Source organism: Streptomyces pristinaespiralis, from assembly GCF_001278075.1.
Lineage (GTDB): Bacteria > Actinomycetota > Actinomycetes > Streptomycetales > Streptomycetaceae > Streptomyces > Streptomyces pristinaespiralis.
The window spans coordinates 579,933-604,717 of sequence record NZ_CP011340.1 but is presented as its reverse complement, the minus strand read 5'-3'; the positions used below and the strand labels follow the sequence as shown (position 1 = coordinate 604,717).

Below are 24,785 nucleotides of genomic sequence, written 5' to 3'. Positions count from 1 at the left end.
ATGAGTGACGACGACACACGCCTGGACGCCGTACTGAACGAGGTGGGCCCCCGGCTCCGGAGGATCCGGCGCGAGCGGGGGGCCACCCTCGGCGCGCTCTCCGAGGCGACCGGCATCTCGGTGAGCACTCTGTCGCGGCTCGAGTCCGGGGGACGCCGCCCGAGCCTGGAGCTTCTGCTGCCGATCGCGCGGGCCCATCAGGTCCCGCTGGACGAACTGGTCGGCGCGCCGCCGGTCGGTGATCCCCGGGTGCGCGCCAAGCCGATCGTCCGCGGCGGCCGGACGATGTACCCGCTCACCGCGAGGCCGGGCGGCCTCCAGGCGTACAAGGTGATCCACAAGGTCTTCGGTGAGAAGCCCGAGCCCCGCACGCACGAGGGCTACGAGTGGATGTACGTCCTGTCCGGACGTCTGCGGCTGGTGCTCGGCGACCACGATGTGGTGCTGGGCCCGGGGGAGGCGGCGGAGTTCGACACCCGGGTGCCGCACTGGTTCGGCTGCGCGGACGACCGGCCGGTCGAGTTTCTGAGCCTCTTCGGGCCGCAGGGGGAGCGGATGCATGTGCGAGCCAGGCCCAAGGAGGGGTGAGGGGGTCTTCACGGACGGGCAAGCGACCGCTTAGTATGCGGCGCAGCACAGTGACTGCCCAACGTGTGGGAGGCCCCGAAATGCAGGCATGGCGAGTGCACCGCAACGGCGAGCCGAGCGAGGTGATGCGGCTCGAAGAGGTGGACCGGCCCACGCCCGGCGACGGACAGCTCCTCCTGAAGGTCCGGGCGGCCAACATCAACTTCCCCGACGCCCTGCTCTGCCGGGGGCAGTACCAGGTGAGGCCGCCGCTGCCGTTCACCCCCGGGGTCGAGGTCTGCGGCGAGACGGAGGACGGCCGGCGCGTCATCGCCAACCCCGCCCTGCCGAACGGCGGACTCGCCGAGTACGTGGTCGCCGACGCGGCCGCCGTGCTCCCCGCGCCCGAGGCACTCGACGACGCCGAGGCCGCCGCCCTGCACATCGGGTACCAGACGGGCTGGTTCGGGCTCCACCGCAGGGCAGCCCTGAAGGAGGGCGAGACGCTGCTCGTCCACGCCGCCGCGGGCGGCGTCGGCAGTGCCGCCGTACAGCTCGGCAAGGCGGCCGGCGCCCGGGTGATCGGCGTCGTCGGCGGCGCGGAGAAGGCCGCCGTCGCGCGGGAGCTCGGCTGCGACGTCGTCATCGACCGCCGCACCGACGACATCGTCGCCGCCGTGAAGGAGGCGACCGGCGGACGCGGCGCGGACGTCGTCTACGACCCGGTGGGCGGGGACGCGTACGCCAAGTCCGCCAAGTGCGTGGCCTTCGAGGGGCGCATCGTCGTCGTCGGCTTCGCCAGCGGCGACATCCCGTCCCCCGCCCTCAACCACGCCCTGGTCAAGAACTACTCGATCATGGGCCTGCACTGGGGCCTGTACGCCACGAAGGACCCGCGCGCCATCGGCCGCTGCCACCAGACGCTCACCGAGTACGCGGCCAAGGGCCTGATCAAGCCGCTCGTCAGCGACCGGGTCGCCTTCAAGGACGCTGCCGGGGCCGTGCAGCGCGTCGCCGACGGCACCACCACCGGCCGCCTGGTCGTCGTACCGGACGGAGCGGGCCGATGACGGACGCAGCCGAACTGCTCGGCCTCACCAGGAAGCTGCTGGCCGCGTACCCGCCGGCCACCACCGACCGCGCCGACTTCCTGAAGGCCCGCTTCGACGCCGGCCTCGCCTGGGTCCACTTCCCCGAGGGCCTCGGTGGCCTCGGCGCCCCCCGCTCCCTCCAGGCCGTCGTGGACGCCGAACTGGCCGCCGCCGGAGCGCCCGACAACGACCCGCGCCGCATCGGCATCGGACTCGGCATGGCCGCGCCCACGATCCTCAAGTACGGCTCGCAGGAGGTGAAGGAGCGCTTCCTGCGCCCCCTGTGGACCGGCGAAGAGGTGTGGTGCCAGCTGTTCAGCGAGCCCGGGGCGGGCTCCGACCTGGCGGCGCTCGGCACTCGCGCCGTACGGGACGAGGCCACCGGAGACTGGGTGGTCGACGGCCAGAAGGTGTGGACCTCCAGCGCGCACGTCGCCCGCTGGGCGATCCTGATCGCCCGCACCGACCCCGACCTGCCCAAGCACCGGGGCATCACCTACTTCGTCTGCGACATGACCGACCCCGGCGTGGAGGTCAGGCCGCTGCGCCAGATCACCGGCGAGGCGGAGTTCAACGAGGTCTTCCTGACCGGGGTGCGCATCCCCGACGCGCACCGCCTCGGCGAGGTCGGCGAGGGCTGGAAGGTCGCCCAGACCACGCTGAACAACGAACGCGTCGCCATCGGCGGCATGCGGCTGCCCCGCGAGGGCGGGATGATCGGCCCCATCGCCAGGACCTGGCGCGAACGCCCTGAACTGCGCACCCACGACCTGCACCAGCGGCTGCTCACCCTGTGGGTCGAGGCCGAGGTCTCCCGGCTCGCGGGGGAGCGGCTGCGCCAGCAGCTCGTCGTCGGCCAGCCGGGCCCCGAGGGCAGCGCGATGAAGCTCGCCTTCGCCCGCCTCAACCAGGAGATCAGCGGCCTGGAGGTCGAACTGCGCGGCGAGGAAGGGCTGCTGTACGACGACTGGACCATGCGCCGGCCCGAGCTCGTCGACTTCACCGGACGCGACGCCGGCTACCGCTATCTGCGCTCCAAGGGCAACTCGATCGAGGGTGGCACCACCGAGGTACTGCTGAACATCGTCGCCGAACGCGTCCTCGGGCTGCCCGCCGAGCCGCGCAACGACAAGGACGTCGCCTGGAAGGACCTCGCGCGATGACGGATCTGCTCTACTCGGAGACCGAGGACGACCTGCGGGCCGCCGTGCGGTCCCTCGTCGCCGCCCGCGGCGACACGGCGGCGCTCGCGGCCCGCGCGGAGGCCGGCTCTCCCTACGACCCGCGGCTGTGGGCCTCGCTCGCCGCCGAGATGGGCGCCGCCGGCCTTCTCGTACCCGAGAAGCTCGGGGGCCAGGGCGCGTCACACCGGGAGGCCGCGGTCGTGCTGGAGGAGCTGGGGCGCGGCGTCGTCGCCGCCCCTTACCTCACCAGCTCGGTCGTCGCGACACAGGCACTGCTGTCGCTGGACACGGACACGGAGGCGGTCGCGACCCTGCTCGCGGAGCTGGCGGAGGGCCGGCGCACGGCCGTTCTGGCCGTGCCGTTGTCCGCGGCGCCGGACGGCCCGCTGCCCGAAGGCACCGGACGCGTCACCGGTGTCGCCGACGCGGCGACGGCCGACGTCCTGCTGGTGCTCAGGGCCGACGGGCTGTACGCGGTCGAGGCGGCGCAGGCCGTCGTCGAGCCGCTGACCCCCCTCGACCTCACCCGTCCCCTCGCGGCGGTCACCGCAGGGGAAGGCGGCACGCGACTGGCGGACGCCGTGGCGGGCGCCACCGCCGTGCGCAGCGGCCTGCTCGCCGGGGCCGGCCTGCTCGCCTCCGAGCAGCTCGGTATCGCCGAGTGGTGCCTGGAGGAGACGGTCCGGCACACCGGCGAACGGCACCAGTTCAACCGCCCCGTCGGCTCGTTCCAGGCGCTCAAGCATCGCATGGCGCAGCTGTGGCTGGAGGTCGTCTCCGCCCGGGCGGCGGCCCGTGCCGCCGCGGACGCGCTGGCGACCGGCAGCCCGGAGGCCGCGCTGTCGGTCGCCGTCGCTCAGGCGTACTGCTCACGGGTCGCGGTCCACGCGGCCGAGGAGTGCGTGCAGTTGCACGGCGGCATCGGGATGACCTGGGAACACCCGGCCCACCTTTACCTCAAGCGGGCCAAGGCCGACGAGATCGCGCTCGGCACGCCCGGACGGCACAAGGAGGCACTGGCGGCCCTCGTCGATCTCCAGGCTCCCTGACCACGGGCCGTAACACCCCCTGTTGCCGTAACACCCCCTGTTCCGGCGCACCCTTTACATGCTGTTTAATGCGAGTGGTTTGCAACAACAGCTGATCTTCAACAGGGGTGGACGTTCATGACGGGCCGATCGATACGGGCTGCCGCCGCCACGGTCATGGCCGCCGCGCTGACCTTCGGCGCGGCGGCCTGCTCGAACCCGGGCAACGGCGCCGCGGCGTCGGGCGCCAAGGACTCGGCGGTCGTCGGCATCGCCTACGAACCGGACAGCCTCAACCCGCTGCTCGGCTACGGCAAGGACGGCAACTCCAAGATCTTCGACGGGCTGCTCGCCTTCGACGAGGACATGAGGCTGCGGCCCGCTCTCGCCGCCGAGCTCCCCGACGTCAGCGCCGACCGCCTCACCTACACGTACAAGCTCCGCAAGGGCGTCAGGTTCAGCGACGGCACGCCCTTCAGCGCCAAGGACGTCGTCTTCACCTACCGCACCGTCCTGGACGAGAAGACCAACAACGCCTCCAGGACCGAGCTCGACGCGGTGGGGGACGTCAGGGCCGACGGCGACGACACCGTCGTCTTCACCCTCAAGTACCCCTACGCGCCCTTCGCGCAGCGCACCGTCCTGCCCATCGCCCCCGAGCACATCGCGGGGCGGCAGGACGTCAACACCGGCCCGTTCACCACGAAGCCGATCGGGACCGGCCCGTACATCCTCACCGGCTGGTCCAAGGGCGAGAAGATCAGCTTCAAGGCCAACCCGGACTACTGGGGCGGCGCGCCCGCGGTGAAGAAGTTCACCATGGCGATCATCAAGGACGACGACGTCCGCGCCACCCGGCTGCGCGCCGGTGACCTCGACGGCGCGATCCTGCCGCCCAACCTCGCCAAGGGGTTCGAGGGCGAGCAGGGCAGGAAGACGCACCGCGCCACCACCTACGACTACCGCACCGTCACGCTCCCCACCGGCAACAAGGTCGCGGGTGACACCGCGGTGCGACGGGCGCTCGACATCGCCGTCGACCGGCAGGCCATGGTCGACAGCATCCTCGACGGCGCCGGCAAGCCCGCCTACGGTCCCGTGCCCACCGGCAGCGAGTGGTTCACCGAGGGGACCAGGCGCCGCCACGACCTGGCAGGCGCCAAGAAGATCCTCGACGAGGCCGGCTGGAAGCCCGGCAAGGACGGCATCCGCGTCAAGAACGGCGTCCGCGCCGCGTTCCCCCTCTGGTACCTCACCGGCGACAAACTCCGCCAGGACCACGCCCTCGCCTACGCCTCCGACGCCAAGAAGGCCGGCATCGACATCACCACCAAGGCGGGCACCTGGGAGGTCATCGAACCGCGGATGGAGCACGACGCCGTGCTCGCAGGCGGCGGCGCGCCCGGTGACCCCGACTTCGACCAGTACCTGCTGCTCAACTCCGCCCTGGCCGGCGACGGCTTCAACAACATGGCCCGGTACGTCAACCCGGCCGTCGACAAGGCCCTCGAGACCGGCCGCCGCAGTGACGACAAGGCGACCCGCAAGGCGGCGTACGACACCGTCCAGCGCGAACTGGTCAAGAACCCCGGATACACCTTCCTCACCCACATCGACCACCTCTACGTCGTGAACGACAAGTGGGACGGCCTCACCACCCAGGTCGAGCCGCACGATCACGGCCTGGCCTCCGGCCCCTGGTGGAACGTCGAGGACTGGACGCCGAAGAAGTGAGACGCGCCCTCCCCGCCGCGGCGATGGCGCGGATGGCGGGACGGCGTGCCCTGCTCGCCGTCCCGGTCCTGGTGACCGTGACCTTCGCCGTCTTCGCCGTGGCCGCCGCCTCGCCCTTCGACCCCGTCAAGGCGTACACCGGCAGCGCCGGTCTCACCGCGTCGCAGGAGAACCTCGACCAGATCCGCGCCAACCTCGGTGTGGACCAGCCGCTCGTATCCCGCTGGTGGGACTGGCTGACCTCCGCGCTGACGGGCGACCTCGGCGACTCCAGTGTGATGCGGCAGCCGGTCGCCGACGTGATCGCCGAGCGGATCGGCTGGTCCGCGCTGCTCGCCCTCACCGCGTTCGCGCTGGCCATCGTGCTCGGCACCGCCCTCGGCGTGCTCGCCGCCCGCCGCCGCGGCGGACTCCTCGACCGGTGCGTCAGCTCCCTCGCGTACACCCTGGAAGCCGCGCCCGCGTTCTGGCTCGGCCTCCTGGCGATCTGGTTCTTCGCCCTCGAACTCGGCGTGCTGCCGGCCGGCGGGCTCACCGACACGGCCAGCGACACCGTGACCGCCGGGCAGGTCGCCAGGCACCTGGTGCTGCCCGCCGCGGTCCTCGGCGTCAGCCAGCTGCCGTGGTTCTTCCTCTACGTGCGCCAGGGCGTCGGCGACGCCCTCGACGAGGACCCGGTGCGCGGCGCCCGCGCACGCGGCCTGGCCGAACGCACCGTCCTGGTCGGCCACGCGCTGCGCTCCGGCATGCTGCCCATGCTCACCCTCATCGGCTCCCGCGTACCCGAACTCATCACCGGAGCGCTGCTGGTGGAGACCGTCTTCAGCTGGCCGGGCATCGCCGCCGCGACCGTGCAGGCCGCGACGTCCGTCGACTTCCCGCTGCTCGCCGCGCTCACCGTGCTCGCCACGGCGGCCGTCCTGCTCGGCAACCTCCTGTCCGACCTGCTCTACGGACTGGCCGACCCGAGGGTGGGCTTCGATGGCTGACCTCGCCTGGAAGTCCCAGGGCCGCACCCGCCGCTCCACCCGCACCGTGCGCGTCGCCGTGTCGACCGTGACCGTGGTGGCCGTGGCGCTGGCCGTCCTGCTCGTACCGCCGCTCGCACAACTCGACCAGCAGGCCGTCGACCTGTCGATGAAGCTGCGTCCGCCGTCCCTCGCCCATCCCTTCGGCACCGACGACGTCGGCCGCGACCTGCTGCTGCGCTGCGTCTACGGACTGCGGGTCTCGTTGCTCGTGGGGCTGGTCGCGGCCCTTGTCGCCACCGTCATCGGCACCGTGGTCGGCGCGGCCGCCGCGGTGTTCGGGGGCTGGACCGACCGGGTCCTGATGCGACTGGTGGACACCTTCTCCTCGGTGCCGCACCTGCTGCTCGGGATCTTCGTCGTGGCCATGTTCCGCCCCGGGGTCGGGCCCGTGATCGTGTCCGTAGCGCTGACGCACTGGCTCTCCACGGCCCGCATCGTCCGCTCCGAAGTGCTGTCGCTGCGCGCCCGCCCGTACATCGACGCGGCCATCAGCGGCGGCGCGACACGACGGCGGGTCGCCGTGCGGCACCTGCTGCCGGGGGTGCTTCCGCAGGCCGGACTCGCGGCCGTGCTGATGGTGCCGCACGCGATGTGGCACGAATCGGCGCTGTCGTTCCTCGGTCTCGGACTGCCCACGCATCAGGCGAGCCTCGGCAACCTGGTGCAGTCCGCGCGCGGCTCGCTGCTCGCCGGCGACTGGTGGCCGACGCTGTTCCCCGGCCTGTTCCTGATCATTCCCACGCTCGCCGTGGCCGGGCTGGCCGGTGCCTGGCGCGAACGGCTCAACCCCCGCCGCCGATCGGAGCTGATGCTGTGACCGCGCCGTCCACCGACCCGTCGCCCGCCGTGGGCGCCGGGACCCCCGCCGCCACCTCGGCGGCGCGGCGCGTGCTCGCCGTGCGCGGCCTGTCGGTGCGCTTCAAGATGCGCGACGGACGGCATGTCGCAGCCGTCAGCGACGCGACCTTCGACCTCGCGGCCGGAGAATGCCTCGCCCTCGTCGGAGAGAGCGGATGCGGCAAGTCCGTCCTCGCCTCCGCCCTCCTCGGACTGCTCCCGGCGAACGCCCGGACCGCCGGGTCCGCCGTCGTCGACGGAGTGGAACTGCTCGGGGCCGGCGAACGCACCCTCGCCCGCACCGTACGGGGACGCCGGATCGGGCTCGTCCCTCAGAGCCCCGCCGCGCACCTCACCCCCGTGCGCACCGTCGGCGCGCAACTCGCCGAGACGGTCAGCGCGCTGACCGGACTGCGCGGCACCGAAGCCCGCGAGGCCGCCCTCACGGCGGCGGCACGGGCCGCCTTCCCGGCCGGCCACCTCGACCGCTACCCGCACGAACTCTCCGGGGGACTGGCACAGCGCGCCGCCACCGCGATCGCGCTCGTCGGCGACGCGCCGCTGCTGCTCGCCGACGAGCCGACGACCGGCCTGGACCGTGAACTCGTCGACCACACCGCCGACGAACTACGACGGCACGCCGACGAAGGACGCGCACTCCTGCTGATCACCCACGACCTCGCGGCAGCCGCCCGGACGGCCGACCGGGTCGCCGTCATGTACGCCGGCCGGATCGTGGAAGTCACCTCCGCCGAGGCCTTCTTCGGCGGCCCCGGCCCACGCCACCCCTACGCCAGGGGTCTGCTGAACGCCCTGCCCGAAAGGGAGTTCGCGCCCATCCCCGGCCTGCCGCCCGAGCTCGGCGACCTGCCCGCCGGCTGCGCCTTCGCCCCTCGGTGCGCACGGGCCGACGACGCCTGCACGGTCCTGCCGCGGCTCGCCGGCGGCGTCGCCTGCCACCACGCGGAGGAGGACCCGCATGTTTGAACTGCGGGACGTCACAGCCGGATACGACCGCCGCGAGCCGGTCGTCCGCGGCGCCAGCCTGACCATCGCCCCCGGGGAGGCGGTCGGCCTGCTCGGCCCCAGCGGCTGCGGCAAGTCCACCCTCGCGAAGGTCGCCGCGCTGCTGCACCGGCCCGCCGCCGGCCAGGTCGTCATCGACGGCGAAGCGGTGAACGGTTGGCGCCACGCCGCGCCGCGCGGCCTGCGTACCGCCGTCGGCGTCGTCTTCCAGCAGCCCCGGCTCTCCGCGGACCCGCGGCTGCGGCTGCGCGAGGTGATCGCGGAACCTTTGCGGGCCGCGGGCCGAAGCCGTGCCGACGCCGCCGACCGTGCGCTGGAGACCGCGGAGGCCGTGGGCCTCACCGGCGAACTCCTCGGCCGGCGGCCCCACGAGGTGAGCGACGGCCAGCTCCAACGCGCCTGCCTGGCCAGGGCGCTGGTACTGCGGCCGCGCTGGCTGGTCTGCGACGAGATGACGGCCATGCTCGACGCGTCGACGACCGCCGCGCTGGTGCACGTGGTCGAGGACTACCGCCGCGAACACGGCGCGGGGCTGCTCGCCGTCGGCCACGACCGCGTCCTGCTCGACCGCTGGTGCGACCGGACGGTCGAGTGGTCCCGCATCGCGCGAACGTGAGCTCCGGGGCCGTGTGACATCCGGGGAGGCCGGCGACGGCCGACGGACACGTCCGACGGACACGCCACATGACGGATGGCCGAACTCTTGGTGCCGGCCTGCCCATTGGGGCCGGTCCGGCGGATACTCACCGGTGTCCCTCCCGACCCGCAGAGCCCGGAGGTCATCGTGCCGACCACTCGTCGCAGAGCCGTCACCACTCTCGCCGCCGCACTCGCCGGCGCCGTCGCGGTGCCGTCCCAGGCCCGCGCCGCGACGCGCGGCGGAGCACCGGACGGCCCGGCGCCGCTGCGCCGGGCCCACGCCCACAACGACTATCTGCACGAACGCCCCCTGCACGACGCGCTGTCGCACGGCTTCACCAGCGTCGAGGCCGACATCTTCCTCGTCGACGGCGAACTGCTCGTCGCCCACGAGCCGGCCGAACTCGACCCCGCCCGCACCCTGCGCTCGCTCTACCTCGACCCGCTGCTCGCCCGGGTGCGCGCCAACCACGGCAGCGTGTACCCGGGCCGTCGCCGCCCGGTGCAGCTGCTGATCGACATCAAGACGGACGGCGTCGCGGCCTACCTGGAGCTCGACCGCCAACTGCGGCAGTACCGGCGCATGCTGAGCAGCTGCGCCCACGGGCACGTACGCCTCGGCGCGGTCACCCCGGTCATCTCCGGGGACCGTGCGGCCCGCGCCCCGATGGAGGCGCAGCGCGTGCGGTACGCCTTCTACGACGGCCGCCTCGACGACCTCGCCGCGGCGGATCCCGCCCCGGCCTCCTTCATCCCGCTGATCTCCAGCAACTGGACGCACAGCTTCAGCTGGCTCGGCACCGGTGAATTCCCCGCGGCGGAGCGCGAGAAGCTGCACACGCTCGTCGCCACGGCCCACCGGCGCTCCCAGCGGGTCCGCTTCTGGGCGACACCCGACCTCGCGGGGCCGGCCCGCGACGCCGTCTGGAGCGAACTGCTCGCCGCCGGCGCCGACCACATCAACACCGACGACCTGGCCGGTCTGGAGCGCTTCCTGGGCGTTCACGACCGCCGGTGACCACCTCCACGGCCGGATCTTGGAGATGCACCCGTACGGCGGACACGCCAGTCGGCCGTACGGGACTTCCGCTGCGCCAGACTGGCCGCCGAATGCCGCAATTCCGGCGCGGCGAAGGAGGTTGGCGATGGCCATTTCGATCTCGGTGGTGCTGCTCCTGCTGGTGCTCGCAGTGATCTTTCTGCGGAGCGGAGGGCTGAAGATGAGCCACGCGGTCGTCTGCGCGCTGCTGGGCTTCTTCCTGGCGGGCACCAGCATGGCGCCCACCATCCAGGAGGGCATCGCGGCCACGGCCAACGTCGTGGGGAGCCTGCGGCCTTGAGTAAGCAGCCCGGAAGCCGGGCATCCGCACGGCGTACCGGTGCCGAACCGACGGCAGAGCCACAGGCGATGGGATGAACGCAATGCCACTCGAGGGTGAGTACGAGCCCAGCCCCGAACAATGGGTCCGCGATCAGGTCGAGGAGTACGAGAAGTCCGGCGGCACGAGCGGCACCACGCTGCGCGGGATGCCGGTCGTCATCCTCACCACGCGCGGGGCGAGAAGCGGAAAGCTCCGCAAGACACCGCTGATGCGGGTCGAACACGCGGGCGCGTACGCCCTCGTCGCCTCTCACGGCGGATCGCACAAGCACCCCGTCTGGTACTACAACGTCAAGGCGGACCCCCAGGTCGAGCTGCAGGACGGCCCGGTGCGCAGGGACATGACGGTGCGTGAGGTGAACGGCGCGGAGAAGGCCGTGTGGTGGGCCCGCGCCGTCGAGGCCTTCCCCGACTACGAGGGCTACCAGCAGAAGAGCGAACGGGAGATCCCGGTCTTCGTCGTCGAGCCGCCGGACCGGGACCGCTGACGGACCGCCGCCGGCTCAGGAGAGGTTGACCAGACGGATGTAGCGCACCCAGTCCCAGTGGGGGCCCGGGTCGGTGTGGGTGGCGCCGGGTACCTCCGAGTGGGCGAGGATGTGGGCCCGGTCCTTGGGGATGCCGTACCGGTCGCAGACCGATGCGGTGAGCGCCGCGGACCGCTCGTAGAGGGCATGGGTGAAGTACGCGGGCCGGTCCACCCAGCCCTCGTGCTCGATGCCGATGCTCCACGTGTTGTAGTTCCAGTTGCCCGCGTGCCACGCGACATCGCGCTCCCGCACGCACTGCGCGATGTGTCCGTCGGAGGAACGCACCACATAGTGGGCGGACACCCGCCTCGCCGGGTCACGGAAGATCCCGAGGGTGTCGGCGTAGGTCTCCTGCGTGACGTGGACGACGACGTACCGCACCGGGTAGGCCGTGGGCCTGTTGGAGGCGGTGTAGTTGGCGGACGCGGCAGGCACCCACTCGGCGTCCGGGTAGTCCGTCACCGCCGCGGTGCCAGCCCGGGCGCCGGTCGCGGGCAGCAGGGTGTGCGCGGCGGCCGTCGCGGCGACGCCCCGAAGCAGGGATCTGCGGTCCATGGGCCTTCTCCTGGTGGGGGTGCGGGGACACGGTCAGGACAAGGCCGGTGAGAGCCTCGGCGCACCACGGTACTGGCGGCCGGGTGAACGGCGGAAGAACGCGGTATCGGTCAACTGCTAGTTGTGCCAAAGGAGTTGGCGGACGGCATGGGTGGCCCCGTGCCGTGCGGGTCGGCGCTCCTCGGGCAGTCGTACGGACCGTCCGGGCAGCCGTACCTGCCGTTCCGGGCCCGGTCGCGGCTACGGCTCCGGGACGCCCGCGCCGTCCCGGAGCCGTGCTGCCCCCGGTGTGTCAGGCGCCCTCGCCGGACGCGCCCGCGAGGGCCTCTGCCGGGTCGGGTGAGGCCGGTCCGGCGGGAGCCCACGCGCCCCGCTCCTTGCGGAAGGGCCACCAGTTCCCGTCGCGGCCCAGGCGCAGCTGCTCCCCGGTACCGACGACCGTCCACCGCGCCGGGCCCGAGGGGCGCAGGCGCGGACGGTCCGGCTCGGCCGCCCAGGCCGCCGCCAGAGCGCTCTCCGCACGAGACACCTGGTCGTCGTCCGGGACGAAGTCCTCCTCGAGGACGGCCAGTCCGGCGGCGCCCCCGTACCGCCATGCCCGGACCGCGAGGTCGAGCTCGGCGCGGGTGCGGTCCGTGCCGGCGGCGAGCCGGGCGGCGATCACCGGTCCGGGCACCGAGGCGGCCATCCGCACCGCGTCCTCGTCCCGGGTCAGGACGTGCTCCTGCGGCTGCCCGGCACGGCCGGGCGCGAGTGCCTGGGCGAGCATCCGGTGTGCGCGTGCCGCCGCGTCGGCGGCGATGAACTCCAGCGCCGCGGCGTCGGGACCGCCCGCGGTATCCGTCCCGGTGTCCAGGGAGGGAGGAGCTCCGGGCTCGTCGGGCAGCGGCGGCGGAGCGGGCAGCGGCGGCAGGATGCCGGCCGCCGCGAACGCCTCGTCGGCGCGCACCACGGCCGCCGCCTGCTCCTCGTCGGCCCGGTCCGTCGCCGGCGGGTTCGCCCGTGCGACGGACCGCAGCTGGAGCTCGTCCAGGACGCGGCGCTCCCCGCGCCCGCGCATGAGCAGCAGGACGAACGGGTCCTGGTCCAGCAGGCGCGCCACCTGGTAGCAGAGCGCGGCCGTGTGCGGACAGTGGTCCCATGCGTCGCAGGTGCACTCGGGCTCCAGGTCACCGATGCCGGGCAGCAGCTCCACACCGGCCGCCGCGGCGTCCTCCACGAGATGCGGCGGCATGTCCCGGTCGAGCAGCGCCGCGATGTGCCCCGCGCTGTCCGTGGCCACGTCGAGGAAGCGTTCCCAGTCCTGCTCGTCGAGTTCCTGGAACAGTACGTCGCTGCGGTACGCCGTGCCGTCGCGGTCCCGGACCACCGCGGTGATCCGGCCGGGACGTACGGAGACCGCCCCCACCGCCCCCTCCCGTGCGTGCCGGCGGCCCTTCTTCAGCTGTTCGCCGTCGAGTGCCGTGTCCTGAAGGGCCTTGAGCCAGGCCTGCCCCCACCATGTCTGCGCGAAGCCCCTCCCGCTCGTGGGTGGGAGGGCTTCGAAGGTCCTCGTCAGTGCCTCCGGTTCGTTCATCGTCCCGCTCCCCGCAGTTCCACCAGGTCGGCCAGTTCGGCGTCGGTCAGTTCGGTGAGGGCGGCCTCGCCGGCCCCGAGCACCGAGTCGGCCAGGTCCTTCTTGCGTTCCAGCATCCGCGCGATGCGGTCCTCGATCGTCCCCTCGGCGATCAGCCGGTGCACCTGGACCGGCCGGTCCTGCCCGATGCGGTAGGCGCGGTCGGTGGCCTGTGCCTCCACCGCCGGGTTCCACCAGCGGTCGTAATGCACCACATGCTCCGCCCGGGTGAGGTTCAGGCCGGTGCCCGCCGCCTTCAACGACAGGAGGAAGACGGGGACCTCGCCGTTCTGGAAGCGGTTCACCATCGCCTCCCGCTCGGGGACCGGTGTGCCGCCGTGCAGGAACTGGGTCCGCACCCCGCGCCGGGCGAGATGTCCCTCGAGCAGCCGCGCCATCTGCACGTACTGGGTGAACACGAGCACGCTCGCGTCCTCGGAGAGGATGGTGTCCAGCAGTTCGTCCAGCAGTTCCAGCTTGCCGGAGCGGCCCTCGACCCTGGGCCGTTCCTCCTTGAGGTACTGCGCCGGGTGGTTGCAGATCTGCTTGAGCGCGGTGAGGAGTTTGACCACCAGGCCACGCCGCTCCATGCCTCCGGCCTCGGAGATCGCGGCCAGCGTCTCGCGCACCACCGCCTCGTACAGGCCGGTCTGTTCGGCCGTCAGCGACACCGCGCGATCGGTTTCCGTCTTGGGCGGCAGCTCGGGCGCGATGCCGGGGTCGGACTTGCGCCTGCGCAGCAGGAACGGCCTCACCAGGGCGCCCAGTCGCCGGGCGGCAGCGGGGTCGGCGCCCCCCTCGACGGCCTGCGCGTAACGGCTGCGGAAGGTGCCGAGCCGCCCGAGCAGGCCGGGGGTGGTCCAGTCGAGGATCGCCCACAGCTCGGACAGGTTGTTCTCCACCGGCGTACCGGTGAGCGCCACACGGGCCTTGGCGCCGATGGTGCGCAGCTGCCTGGCGGTGGCCGAGTAGGGGTTCTTGACGTGCTGCGCCTCGTCGGCGACGACCATGCCCCAGTCGGCCCCGGCCAGCCGGGCCGCGTCGAGGCGCATCGTGCCGTACGTGGTGAGGACGAACTCCCCGTCCCCGAGCCCTTCGAGGGACCGGGCGGCACCGTGGAAGCGCCGTACGGGCGTGCCGGGGGCGAACTTCCCGATCTCCCGCTGCCAGTTGCCCATCAGGGACGTCGGGCAGACGACGAGGGTCGGACCGGCGGCCGAGGGGTCGGTCTGCCGGTGCAGATGGAGCGCGATGAGCGTGATCGTCTTGCCGAGTCCCATGTCGTCGGCGAGGCAGCCGCCGAGGCCGAGGGACGTCATCCGGTGCAGCCAGTTGAGGCCGCGCAGCTGGTAGTCGCGCAGCGACGCCTGGAGCGCCGCCGGCTGCCCGATCTCCTGCGGCCCGCCCTCCGGTTCGGCGAGCCGTTCACGGAGCCGTTCGAGCGCGCCGGACGCCTCCACCTCGACCGTACGCCCGTCGACCTCGGCCGTGCCGGTCAGCACGGCGCCGAGCGCGTCCACGGGGGACAGCTTGCGGTCCTGGCTCTCGCGGGCGCGCCGGGCCTCCGCCGGGTCGATCAGCACCCACTCGTCACGCAGCCGCACGACCGGCCGGCCCGCCTCCGCCAGCTGGTCCAGCTCGGCCCGGGTGAGCTGCTGGTCACCCAGGGCGAAACGCCAGTTGAACGACAGCAGGGCGTCCGCCGACAGGAACGAGGGGAGACCTGACGACTCCCGGCCCGATGCCTGTTCCCCGTCGTCGGGAGGGCCGATCACCGCGCGGGCGGTCAGGCGCCGGGCGAGCTGCCGGGGCCAGTGCACCTGGACGCCGGTGGCCGCGAGTGCCCGTGAAGCCTCCCCCAGCAGTTCGGTGACCTCCTCGTCGGCGAGCTCGACGGCGTCCGGCACGGCGGCGTGCAGCAGGGGCGCGAGCGACGGCCAGGCGTGGGCCGCCCGGCGCAGCGCGAGGAGGGCGTCGAGCCTGGCCCGCGGCCCGAATCCGCCGGCCGAGGACGCGGCCCCCGCCCACACGTCGGCGGCGTCGGCCACGAGCGCAGGGTCGCTGACGCTGTGGATCTGCAGCACGGCGCGGAACCGGGGAGCGCCGCCCGCCGGGCCGGCGTCCTCCAGTCCCGGCACTTCGATGCGCAGCGAGAGGCGCACACCCGCGTCGTGCCCGGCGGCGATGTCGGCCGCCCAGGCGCGCAGGCCGGGCAGATGCTGCGGCTCGGGCGCGGCGAACGCCGGTCCTTCGGCGGCGAGCGGCGCGGCGGGGGAGCGGGGCAGTCCGTCCGCGACCGCGTCGAGGAATCGGCGCAGCAGGTGCTCCGGTTCGGGCAGCAGGGTCCCGGCCGGACCGTCCACCGCGACGGAGTGTGCGGCGGGCGGCATCGAGGCCGCCAGCGTACGCATCCGTTCCAGGTCCTCGGGTGCGAGCGGTCCCATCCGCCAGGCGTCCATGCCGGTGGGGCTCAGGCCCGGCAGGAGCAGCCCGCGCGCGGCGAGTTGGAGGGCGAGGAGCGAGGCCGCGCCCCAAAAGGCCGTGGATCTTGAGGAGTCGGCGGCGGCGCGGGCGCGGGTGAGTACGGGCAGTGCTTCCTGAACGGGCAACAGCAGCGCCGGCACCGTGACCGTGCGGAGGTCGGAGGTGACGACGGTGAGCGGGGCGAGCGCGTCGTCGCCGACGGGAAGCTCCTCGCCGTCGGAGCGCCAGAACGCGACGCGGCCCGTGCGCGCGGGGTCGCCCGGGAGGAAGACGGCGGAACACGGGGCGAGGGCGTGAAGGAGGGGGGAGTCGACGGCGGGGGAGGAGGTTGCCGAAGGGAGCACATGCACGACGATGACGCATTCCTCAAATTTGACTACCGCAGGACGGAAGCGCCGAGGGTACACCACCGGAACGAGTCCACGGCCGTGCTCACCCGGTGATGTGGCTCACTCCACGCTGTCGTCAGGTCTGCCGTACCGTCGGGGGTACAGCCAGCGCCACCCCGACGGGCGGGATTGCCCCCGCCGAGCCCGGGTGGTGGCGCCATCGCCCCCAAGGGCCCCCGGTCCATACGTTTATCAGGCCGGAGCAGTCGGACAGTTCGCGCATCCGGCGCAGCCACCTTTCCCCGCGCGCGTCCGGCACCCCCGCCGTCCACAGACCGGAGACCCACCATGCCCCAGGGCACCGCCACCCTTCCCCCGCCCATCGTCGCCGCCGAGGCCCCCACGGGCCGCCGGTCCGGCGCGGGCAGCGAGTTCGCACCGCTGCTGCGCACGGTGAAGGAACAGGGCCTGCTGGAGCGCCGCACCGGCTGGTACGCGCGTGGCATCACCGTGAACCTCCTGGCCCTGGCCGCCGTCGTCACCGGCGTGGCACTGCTCGGCGGCTCCTGGTGGGTGCTGCTCCTGGCTCCGCTGCTCGCACTCTTCTCCACCCGTGCCGCCTTCTTCGGCCACGACGCCGGCCACGCGCAGATCGCCGCGGACCGCCGCACGAACCGGATCATCCAGCTCGTGCACGCCAACCTGCTCCTCGGCATGAGCCAGGAGTGGTGGAACGACAAGCACAACCGGCACCACGCCAACCCCAACCACGTGGACAAGGACCCGGACGTCGCCGCGGACGTCCTGGTCTTCAGCGAGAAGCACGTGGCCGGCCGGTCCGGACTGCGCGGCTGGCTCACCCGCCACCAGGCCTGGCTGTTCTTCCCGCTGACCACCCTCGAGGGCATCGCCCTCAAGATCTACGGCTTCCAGGCCGTGTTCTCCCGGGGCGGCGGCCGCCAGAAGCGCGGGGAGCGGGTCCTCGAAGGCGCGCTGCTCCTCGCCCACGTCGCCGGATACGCGGCCCTGCTGCTGGCGGCCATGCCGGTCGGCCAGGCAGTGCTGTTCGCCCTCGTGCACCAGATGGTCCTCGGCCTCCACCTCGGCATGGCCTTCGCCCCGAACCACAAGGGGATGGAGATGCCCGACGAGGAGACCGGCAAGGACTGGGGCCACCTGCGCCGGCAGGTCCTCACCTCCCGCAACATCCGCGGCGGCCACGTCACGGACTGGTTCCTCGGCGGCCTCAACTACCAGATCGAGCACCACCTCTTCCCGAGCATGCCCCGGCCCCACCTGAGGCTCGCCCAGCCGCTGGTGCGTGCGCACTGCCGGTCGCTGGGGATCCCCTTCACGGAGACCGGGCTCGTCGAGTCCTACCGCCAGGCGCTCACCCACCTGCACGAGGTCGGCGAGCCGCTGCGGCAGACCGCATAGTGGAAACACCGCGCGGGACCGCACGGTGGAACCGTGGGGCCAGTGCGCACGTTCTCTCAGCAGGAGCGGCCACAGCCGCGGAGGAGGCGTCGAAATGTCGACACGCACAAAGATCGTGATCGGGGGAGTGGCCGTCGGGCTGCTCCTGATGCCGCTGCTCGGATTCTGGCTGTCGCTGCTGGTGGTGCTGGGCGTACCGGCGGTGGCGTACCTGATGCTGGACCCGAGCCAGCGCCGCAGGCTGCGGCGCGTCTCCCGCAAGGAGATCGGCCGCTGAGCACCGCCGCGGCGGCGCGCTGACAACCCCTGGCCCGTCCTGCCCCCCATCGGGGGCGGGGCGGGCCTTCGCGCGTCGAGGGCCGAGGCCCTGGGTGGGCCCTGGCGCGTGGAGCGGGGGATGCCTGCGGCCTCCGGCGGGTCTTCGCACGTCGAGGGGGTGCCGGCGCCTGGCGGGCCCTGGCGCGTCGAGGGGAGTGCCGGGGGGCCTCGGGTGGACCTTCCGTGCGCGAGTGGGAGTACCGACGTCCGGGGGCGGGTCTTCGCCAGTCGAGGGGGTGCCGGCGCCCGGCGGGCCCTGGCGCGTCGAGGGGGAGGGCCGGCGGCCTCGGGTGGACCTTCGTCCGTTGAGTGGGAGTACCGACGCCCGGGGGGCGGGCCTTCGCGTGTCGAGGGGGTGCCGGCGCCCGGCGGGCCCTGGCGCGTCGAGGGGGAGGGGCGGCGGCCTCGGGTGGACCTTCGTGCGCGAGTGGGAGTCCGATGCCCGAGGGCGGATCCTGATGGGTCGAGCGGGGGTGCCACGCCCGGGGGCGGGTCTTCGCACGTCGAGGGGGTGCCGGCGCCCGGGGGCCCAGGCGCGTCGAGCGGGGGTGCCGGCGGCCTCGGGAGGGCCTTCGTGCGTCGAGCTCGGGGGTGCCGACGCCCAGGGCGGGCCGTGGCGCGTCGAGCGGGGCGCCGGCGGCCGCTGCGGCCCGGGCGTGCCGCAGCCGCCGTGGTCCGCGGGGCGGGCCCGGCTCAGGAGGGGTGGACGGCCACCTTCTCCAGCGCTTCCAGCAGCCCGGGCAGCTCAGGACCGCGGCCCACCGGCACCACCTCGCCCGGCTCCTCGTCCAGCAGCAGGAAGGCCATGTCGTCGGTCCTGGCCACCAGCGACCAGCCGGGACCGTCGGCACGCAGCATCCGGGCCCCGCCGGGGGCGAACGAGGAGCGCACCCGGCCGGGCGGCGGCGAGGACTCCACATAGGCCCTCGCCTGCTCCAGGACGCGGCGTACCCGCTCGCGCGGCCCGCGGCTCCCGGCGTCCGGAGCGTCGGGGGACGACTGCGCCTCGGCGTCGTCGATCTGCCCCCGCCACTGCGCCCACCGCAGCGCCACCTCGTCCGCGCCCAGCCGGCGCTGCGCGGGGCCCCAGGCTCCCATGTCCGGCGGGGCGAGCGGCGGCCGGTCGCCCTCCTCGCGAGCGGGGTCGTGCGGCGCCGGAACGCCGGGCGCGGCGACCGCGACGGCCAGCGGCCAGCCGGGCAGAGCCGCGATCACGCTGTGCTCGTCGGGCGACAGGTCGTACTCCATCCCGCAGTCCCACGAGGCGATGGCGACGGCCACGAGCGACACGTCGTCGACCACGACCGTCCAGCGCGCGCCGTCGGAGTCCTGCCCGAGGACCAGCCCGTAACCCTCCGCGTACGGCTCCAGGCTCAGTGCCTGGCAGGCGGCCGGGTAGTCGTCGCCGAGCACGCTGGGGAACTGCGCCGGCGTGAGCAGCACCGCGGTCAGCACATACAGCGAGTCGTCGTCGACGGTGTCTTCCGCCCCGGCCACGGCCACCTCCTCGTCCCATCGTTTCGTCGGCGCACCTTAACCAGTGAGTAACCCGTGCGTCGAGGGTCGACGGCCGCTAATTCGATCCTGCGGGCTGCGCCCCCGGCAGGCCGAGAAGCCCGCGCGCCACCACCTCGACCGGTTCGTTCCGCTCCCGGGCGAGAGCGACCACGGCGCGGCAGGCGAGCTGGTTGACCCCGAAGACGAGGGCGTCGGGGGCGACCCAGCCGGCCGCCTCCTCCAGCCGGTCGTCGTCGTCCTCTATGGACGCCGTCACATAGGTCGCAGCGGCCTCGAACAGGTTGTGCTGTCGCGTGGACGGCCCAGGGGCCTTCGCCCGGGCCGAACGGGAGGCGAGGAAACTACGGAGCCGAGCGAGCACGGTGACCACCTTCTCCGGGGCGGCGGGACGCCGCCGGTCAGTTCAAGTGTTCCACCGCCGCACCCCGTTCGAACGGGGACGGGAGCGCTTCGGGCCGCGCCTGCCCGGTCGGCTCCGGACGCATGATGACGCGCCGCCCGATCAGTCGGCCGGCAGGGTCTCCTGACGTACCGCCAGCGCGAGGAAGCGGTCGTCCTCGTCGACGTAGGACGTCAGCCGCCAACCCGAACCGTCCAGCAGTGGACGCAGGTTGGGCTCGGCCCGCAGGTCGTCGTCAGTGATCCGGCGGCCCTGGCGCGCGGCCAGGGCGGCCCGGCCCACGGGGTGGAACAGGGCGAGCCGTCCGCCCGGCCGTACGACGCGGGCGAGTTCCCGCAGGTTCTCGGCGGGATCCGGCAGGTGGGAGATCAGCCCCGCTCCGAAGACCGCGTCGAGCGAGCGGTCGGACAGGGGCAGCCGGGACACGTCGGCGAGCAGCAGCCGGCCGTTGCGGTCACGCCCGGCGAGCCGGGCCCGGTGCAGCATCTCCGGGGTCAGGTCGATGCCGATCACAGTGCCGGTGGGTCCCACGGCGGCCCGCAGCGGTTCAAGGGCACGCCCCGTGCCGCAGCCCGCGTCGAGCACCGCGTCCCCGGGGCGCAGCCCCGTCTCCCCGACGGCGGCGGCATAGGCGGGCCCGTCGTCGGGGAAGCGGCTGTCCCAGTCGGCGGCCCGGACGCCGAAGAACTCCTGGACCCGGGTGTGGTCATGCTCTGCGCGGTCGGCGGCCATGGACCCATGATCCGCCATACGGGGCCGGTCCGTCACGGCGGCGGCCGCACCGCCCTCATGGACGGCGTCCGCCTCCGCCGTGCTTCCGCCCGCACGATCCGCCGCGCGGCACATGACCGTACTGCGCACACGTTCGAGCGCGGCACGATCGTTCAGAAACATCTACCTGTCATATTCCAACAGCTTTCGAACTGAGCCCCCGACGCGCGCCCCCCTCGGGGCTAGCGTCCCTGAGCCATGGGACACCTGGACCACGCGGCCTACGGCCTGCTCACCCCCGCGCTGTCGTACCTGATGGCTGTCATCGGCGCCGCCCTGGGGCTGCGCTGCACCGTGCGCGCCCTCTCCGCCACCGGCCGATCCCGGCGCAACTGGCTGATCACCGCCGCGTCCGCCATCGGCACCGGAATCTGGACGATGCACTTCGTCGCCATGCTCGGCTTCGCCGTGCGCGGCACCGACATCCGCTACAACGTGCCGCTGACGATCCTGAGTCTCGTCGTCGCCATGCTCGTCGTCGGCGCCGGTGTCTTCTGCGTCGGCTACGGCCGCAACCGGACCCCGGCCCTGCTGATCGGCGGCCTCGCCACGGGGCTCGGCGTCGCCAGCATGCACTACCTGGGCATGGCGGCCCTGCGGCTGCACGGCACCGTGCACTACGACCCGCTCCTCGTCGCCCTGTCCGTCGCCATCGCCGTCGTCGCCGCGACCGCGGCGCTCTGGGCGGCGCTGAACATCAGGTCCGCGATTGCCGTGGCCTTCGCGTCGCTCGTCATGGGCGCGGCCGTCAGCAGCATGCACTACACCGGCATGCTCGCCGTCGGCGTGGACGTCTCCCCGGCCGAGGGGAGCCTGCCGGGAGCGACGGCGATGCAGTTCATCTTCCCCCTCGCCGTCGGCCTCGGCTCGTACCTCTTCGTCACGTCCGCCTTCGTCGCGCTCTCCCCGACCGCGGGTGAACACGCCGCCTACACCTCGGCCCAGCGGATGGAGCCGACCGCTCCCGTCGCGACCACCCCGTCCAACGGTCCGGGCCCGTCCACCGCACGCACCACGCCCACTGCCACCGCCTAGTCGTCCTGTCCACCGCAAGCGCCACGTCCATCACGCCCACTGCCACCGCCCCGCCGGGCCGGGCGCTTCCACCGCACGCACCACGCCCGCCACGCCCACTGCCACCGCCCAGCCGGTCCGGGCGACGCTGCCGCGCCCAGCACGTATCCGGAACGAGGAGCCCATGCGCACATCCCGTACGACCCCGGGCGGCGAGTCGCCGTTCCCGCACCCGCCACCGCACGGGCCGGCGGTCCGTGGGCGGCGGGCCCACGCCGGGCCGCCGGCGGTCGAGCACACCGGACAGGAACCACCTTTGCCGCAGCCCCCTTGGCCGGTCTCCCGCAAGCGGCTGTTCCAACGGCCCAGGACCGTCCGCGCGAAGGTCATCTCGCTGCTGATGGTGCCCGTCCTCTCGCTGCTGGCGCTGTGGGGTTTCGCCACGGTCACCACCGCTCAGGACATGGCGCGGCTGAGCCGGTCACAGCGCATCGAGAACGAGGTGAGCCGGCCCGTCGACCAGGCCGTGGCCGCACTCCAGGCCGAACGGCGTGCCGCCCTGCGCCAGTTGAGCGGGCCTTCGAAGGAGCGGGCGGCCGCGCTCGAGGCCGGGGCCCGCCGGACCGACGACGCGGTGCGCCGTCTGCGGCTCGACGACACGCACACCGTCGCCGACGGCGGGGAAACGCCGCAGGCCGTCGCCCGGCGCCTCGGCGGGTTCGTCTCGCTGGCCGGAGAGCTGGGGACCGTGCGCACCGCCGTCCTCGAGGGCAAGACCTCCTGGGACCGTGCCTATCGGACCTACACCGACACCGTCGGCGCCGCATTCGACGTCGCCGGCGCGGTCGCGGGCATCCAGGACCACGGGCCGGGCGCCGACGCCCGCGTACTCCTCGAGTTCGCGAGGGCGGGCGAGATGCTGGCGCGCGAGGACGCCCTCGTCACCTCCGCGCACGTCGCAGGCACCTTCGAAGAGGGCCGGCTGCGGACGTTCACCGGAACCGTCGCCGCGCGCACCGCCCTCGTCGAGGGGGCCGTCGCCGACCTGCGAGGACCCGAGCGTGCCGCATGGCGCGACCTCACCGCACAGCCCGCCCACCGCGCACTGCGCGAGGCCGAGGACCGGCTGTCGGCCGCGACCGCGGGACGCAGGGCCGCCACGGCCGTCGCCGCCGGTGACTGGGACCAGGCGTACACCGTCGTCGGGGACGGTATGCGCGACATCGCCGCACAGGCGCGCCGCGAAGCCGCCGAGCGGTCCGACCCGTTGGGCGGAGGCGTCTTCACCGTCGCGGGTGCGGCGGTGCTCCTGGGCCTCGTCGCCGTCGCCGCGTCGCTCGTCATCTCCGTCCGGATCGGGCGTGCCCTCGTCGTGGAGCTGACCGTCCTGCGCAACAGCGCACTGGAGATAGCCCGGCGCAAGCTGCCCCAGGCCATGCGCCGGCTGCGTACCGGCCAGCAGATAGACATCCGGGCGGAGGCCCCGCCCGGCGCTCCGGCGGAGGACGAGATCGGACAGGTCTCCGAGGCGCTCGGCACCGTCCACCGCGCGGCCCTGAGCGCCGCCGTGGAGCGCGCCGAACTGGCCGACGGCATCTCCGGCGTCTTCGTCAACCTCGCCCGCCGCAGCCAGACACTGGTCCACCGCCAGCTCACCCTGCTGGACGCCATGGAGCGGCGCGCCGACGACCCGGGCGAACTGGGCGACCTGTTCAGGCTCGACCACCTCACCACCCGGATGCGCCGCCACGCGGAGAGCCTGATCATCCTGTCCGGCGCCGCGCCGGGGCGGGCCTGGAGCAGGCCGGTCCCCCTGACCGCCGTCGTGCGGGCGGCGGTGTCCGAGATCGAGGACTACGCGCGGGTCGAGGTGCGACAGCTGCCGGAGACGTCCGTCACGGGCGCCGCCGTCGCCGACCTCACACACCTGATGGCGGAACTGGTCGAGAACGCCGCCCAGTTCTCCCCTCCGCACACCAAGGTGCGGGTCACCGGCGAGCCGGTGGGCAACGGCTACGTACTCGAGATCGAGGACCGCGGGCTCGGCATGGGCAAGGACGCGCTGGCGGACGCCAACCGCAGGCTGGAGGAGTCGGAGGCCCTCGACCTCTTCGACAGCGACCGGCTCGGCCTGTTCGTCGTCAGCCGCCTCGCCGCCCGCCACAGCATCAAGGTCCATCTCCGGGCCTCGCCCTACGGCGGCAGCACCGCCGTGATCCTGCTGCCCACCGATCTGCTGCAACACGCCCCGCCCGGCGCCGACGGTGCGCGCCCGGCCCGCACGGAGGCGGAGCCGCCGCTCAGCGCACCGCGCGCCGGCCTTCCGACGTCCGAGTCGCCCGCGTCCGAGTCGCCCGCGCCCGGTTCGTCAGCGCCCGCCACCTCCGCTTCCGCGGCCACCCCGCCTGCGGCGACGCCCTCCGCGCCTGTCACCGCCCGGGCCGGACGGCCCGCGATCGGGGCCCCGCCCGGACAGGGGGCGCCACCCACCCTCAGGGCACTGCGGCTGCGGGACACGCCCGCCGGGACCGGGGACGGCGAACTCCCGCGCCGGGTGCGGCAGTCCCACCTCGTGCCGCAACTGCGCGAGGCGCCACGGCCCCAGGAGCACCGCGTCCCGGCGGCGGCCGACGACACCCCGGCGCACCGCACCCCCGAACTGGTCCGCGACCGGATGACCGCGTACCGCAACGGCTGGACCAGAGGCGACGGCAGCGCGCCCGGCCCGGCCGGCCCAGGCACCGAAGGAGACCACGCATGACCGAGCACGAGACAGCCGCGGCCCACTACCGGTTCGGCGACCTCGACTGGCTGCTGGACGATCTCGTACAGCGCGCGCGCGAGGTACGGCACGCGGTGGTGCTGTCCAACGACGGCCTGCCGGTGGGCGCGTCGCACGCGCTGAGCCGCGAGGACGCGGAACACCTGGCCGCCGTCGCCTCCGGATTCCACAGCCTCGCCAAGGGCGCCGGGCGGCACTTCCGCGCCGGAGGGGTACGGCAGACGATGGTCGAGATGGACGACGGCTTCCTCTTCGTGGCCGCCGCGGGGGACGGTTCCTGCCTCGCCGTGCTCACCTCGGCCACCGCCGACATCGGCCTGGTCGCCTACGAGATGGCCCGCCTCGTCAAGCGCGTCGGCGAACACCTGCGCACGCCGCCACGCGTCGATGCGACATGAGCGGCGCGGGCATCGGACCGAACGGCTCCGGGCCGAACGGCTTCGGGCCCAACGGCTCCCGTGGGGACGGCATAGGGCCGACCGGCACCGGGCCGAACGGCTTCGGGCCCAACGGC

The 24,785-nt window shown here is 73.6% G+C and carries 23 protein-coding genes; 17 read left to right on the top strand and 6 right to left on the bottom strand.

The genetic code is table 11. The annotated features are described in order from the left end of the window. From SPRI_RS02340 to SPRI_RS02285, 12 genes are all read left to right on the top strand, one after another. The gene (locus SPRI_RS02340; RefSeq protein ID WP_005307795.1) at positions 1–588 is read left to right on the top strand and encodes a helix-turn-helix domain-containing protein; all 588 of its coding nucleotides are present in this window, start codon (positions 1–3) and stop codon (positions 586–588) included. Between the two features lie 80 nt (positions 589–668). Continuing rightward, complete coding sequence (locus SPRI_RS02335; protein WP_005307792.1) at positions 669–1,637, top strand: NADPH:quinone oxidoreductase family protein; 969 nt, start codon at positions 669–671, stop codon at positions 1,635–1,637. Continuing rightward, positions 1,634–2,821: an acyl-CoA dehydrogenase family protein gene (locus tag SPRI_RS02330; RefSeq protein WP_005307789.1), complete on the top strand. Its 1,188-nt coding sequence runs from the start codon at positions 1,634–1,636 to the stop codon at positions 2,819–2,821. The genes SPRI_RS02335 and SPRI_RS02330 overlap by 4 nt, the downstream gene beginning before the upstream one ends. Beyond that, positions 2,818–3,891 (top strand): acyl-CoA dehydrogenase family protein, encoded by a 1,074-nt coding sequence (locus SPRI_RS02325; protein ID WP_005307786.1) that lies wholly within the window; start codon positions 2,818–2,820, stop codon positions 3,889–3,891. The genes SPRI_RS02330 and SPRI_RS02325 overlap by 4 nt, the downstream gene beginning before the upstream one ends. Before the next feature lie 117 nt (positions 3,892–4,008). Beyond that, positions 4,009–5,604, top strand: a complete 1,596-nt coding sequence (locus SPRI_RS02320; protein ID WP_053556667.1) for an ABC transporter substrate-binding protein — start codon at positions 4,009–4,011, stop codon at positions 5,602–5,604. 23 nt (positions 5,605–5,627) lie between these two features. Beyond that, a complete protein-coding gene (locus SPRI_RS02315) occupies positions 5,628–6,593 on the top strand; it encodes an ABC transporter permease (RefSeq protein ID WP_086025571.1) in 966 nt (321 codons plus the stop codon). After that, the gene (locus SPRI_RS02310; RefSeq protein ID WP_005307776.1) at positions 6,586–7,452 is read left to right on the top strand and encodes an ABC transporter permease; all 867 of its coding nucleotides are present in this window, start codon (positions 6,586–6,588) and stop codon (positions 7,450–7,452) included. The genes SPRI_RS02315 and SPRI_RS02310 overlap by 8 nt, the downstream gene beginning before the upstream one ends. Beyond that, positions 7,449–8,459: an ABC transporter ATP-binding protein gene (locus SPRI_RS02305; protein ID WP_005307773.1), complete on the top strand. Its 1,011-nt coding sequence runs from the start codon at positions 7,449–7,451 to the stop codon at positions 8,457–8,459. The genes SPRI_RS02310 and SPRI_RS02305 overlap by 4 nt, the downstream gene beginning before the upstream one ends. Then, positions 8,452–9,114 (top strand): ABC transporter ATP-binding protein, encoded by a 663-nt coding sequence (locus SPRI_RS02300; protein WP_005307770.1) that lies wholly within the window; start codon positions 8,452–8,454, stop codon positions 9,112–9,114. The genes SPRI_RS02305 and SPRI_RS02300 overlap by 8 nt, the downstream gene beginning before the upstream one ends. 165 nt (positions 9,115–9,279) lie before the next feature. Further along, entirely contained in the window at positions 9,280–10,155 is an 876-nt protein-coding gene (locus SPRI_RS02295; RefSeq protein WP_086025624.1) for a phosphatidylinositol-specific phospholipase C/glycerophosphodiester phosphodiesterase family protein, read from the top strand. 127 nt (positions 10,156–10,282) lie between these two features. Next, positions 10,283–10,477: a hypothetical protein gene (locus SPRI_RS02290; protein WP_005307764.1), complete on the top strand. Its 195-nt coding sequence runs from the start codon at positions 10,283–10,285 to the stop codon at positions 10,475–10,477. A gap of 82 nt (positions 10,478–10,559) precedes the next feature. After that, positions 10,560–11,006, top strand: a complete 447-nt coding sequence (locus tag SPRI_RS02285) for a nitroreductase family deazaflavin-dependent oxidoreductase (protein WP_005307762.1) — start codon at positions 10,560–10,562, stop codon at positions 11,004–11,006. Between the two features lie 15 nt (positions 11,007–11,021). On the opposite strand, the gene SPRI_RS02280 is transcribed toward SPRI_RS02285, so the two are convergent. From SPRI_RS02280 to SPRI_RS02270, 3 genes are all read right to left on the bottom strand, one after another. Then, positions 11,022–11,603: an N-acetylmuramoyl-L-alanine amidase gene (locus SPRI_RS02280; protein WP_005307760.1), complete on the bottom strand. Its 582-nt coding sequence runs from the start codon at positions 11,601–11,603 to the stop codon at positions 11,022–11,024. A gap of 292 nt (positions 11,604–11,895) precedes the next feature. After that, positions 11,896–13,179, bottom strand: coding sequence for an SWIM zinc finger family protein (locus tag SPRI_RS02275; protein WP_005307757.1), 1,284 nt, complete (start codon positions 13,177–13,179; stop codon positions 11,896–11,898). Further along, the gene (locus SPRI_RS02270) at positions 13,176–16,052 is read right to left on the bottom strand and encodes a DEAD/DEAH box helicase (protein ID WP_053556666.1); all 2,877 of its coding nucleotides are present in this window, start codon (positions 16,050–16,052) and stop codon (positions 13,176–13,178) included. The genes SPRI_RS02275 and SPRI_RS02270 overlap by 4 nt, the downstream gene beginning before the upstream one ends. Positions 16,053–16,379: 327 nt before the next feature. Between SPRI_RS02270 and SPRI_RS02265 the strand changes: the two genes are divergently transcribed. Together SPRI_RS02265 and SPRI_RS02260 are read left to right on the top strand one after the other, a co-directional pair. Then, positions 16,380–17,468: a fatty acid desaturase family protein gene (locus tag SPRI_RS02265; protein ID WP_005307753.1), complete on the top strand. Its 1,089-nt coding sequence runs from the start codon at positions 16,380–16,382 to the stop codon at positions 17,466–17,468. Positions 17,469–17,562: 94 nt separating this feature from the next. Beyond that, on the top strand, positions 17,563–17,745 hold the full coding sequence (locus SPRI_RS02260; RefSeq protein ID WP_005307749.1) for a hypothetical protein: 183 nt from the start codon (positions 17,563–17,565) through the stop codon (positions 17,743–17,745). 734 nt (positions 17,746–18,479) lie between these two features. On the opposite strand, the gene SPRI_RS02255 is transcribed toward SPRI_RS02260, so the two are convergent. From SPRI_RS02255 to SPRI_RS02245, 3 genes are all read right to left on the bottom strand, one after another. Then, a complete protein-coding gene (locus SPRI_RS02255) occupies positions 18,480–19,283 on the bottom strand; it encodes a hypothetical protein (protein WP_053556665.1) in 804 nt (267 codons plus the stop codon). 76 nt (positions 19,284–19,359) lie between these two features. After that, a complete protein-coding gene (locus tag SPRI_RS02250; protein WP_005307743.1) occupies positions 19,360–19,674 on the bottom strand; it encodes a hypothetical protein in 315 nt (104 codons plus the stop codon). Positions 19,675–19,806: 132 nt separating this feature from the next. Beyond that, on the bottom strand, positions 19,807–20,436 hold the full coding sequence (locus tag SPRI_RS02245) for a class I SAM-dependent methyltransferase (protein WP_005307740.1): 630 nt from the start codon (positions 20,434–20,436) through the stop codon (positions 19,807–19,809). Between the two features lie 237 nt (positions 20,437–20,673). On the opposite strand from SPRI_RS02245, the gene SPRI_RS02240 reads away from it, so the two are divergent. The 3 genes from SPRI_RS02240 (at position 20,674) to SPRI_RS02230 (ending at position 24,669) form a co-directional block, all read left to right on the top strand. Further along, the gene (locus SPRI_RS02240) at positions 20,674–21,510 is read left to right on the top strand and encodes an MHYT domain-containing protein (RefSeq protein ID WP_037772973.1); all 837 of its coding nucleotides are present in this window, start codon (positions 20,674–20,676) and stop codon (positions 21,508–21,510) included. Between the two features lie 163 nt (positions 21,511–21,673). Next, positions 21,674–24,250 carry a sensor histidine kinase gene (locus SPRI_RS02235; RefSeq protein WP_053556664.1) on the top strand — a complete coding sequence of 859 codons (2,577 nt, stop codon included), beginning with the start codon at positions 21,674–21,676 and terminating at the stop codon, positions 24,248–24,250. Then, positions 24,247–24,669 carry a roadblock/LC7 domain-containing protein gene (locus tag SPRI_RS02230; protein ID WP_005307730.1) on the top strand — a complete coding sequence of 141 codons (423 nt, stop codon included), beginning with the start codon at positions 24,247–24,249 and terminating at the stop codon, positions 24,667–24,669. The genes SPRI_RS02235 and SPRI_RS02230 overlap by 4 nt, the downstream gene beginning before the upstream one ends. Positions 24,670–24,785 lie beyond the last annotated feature (116 nt).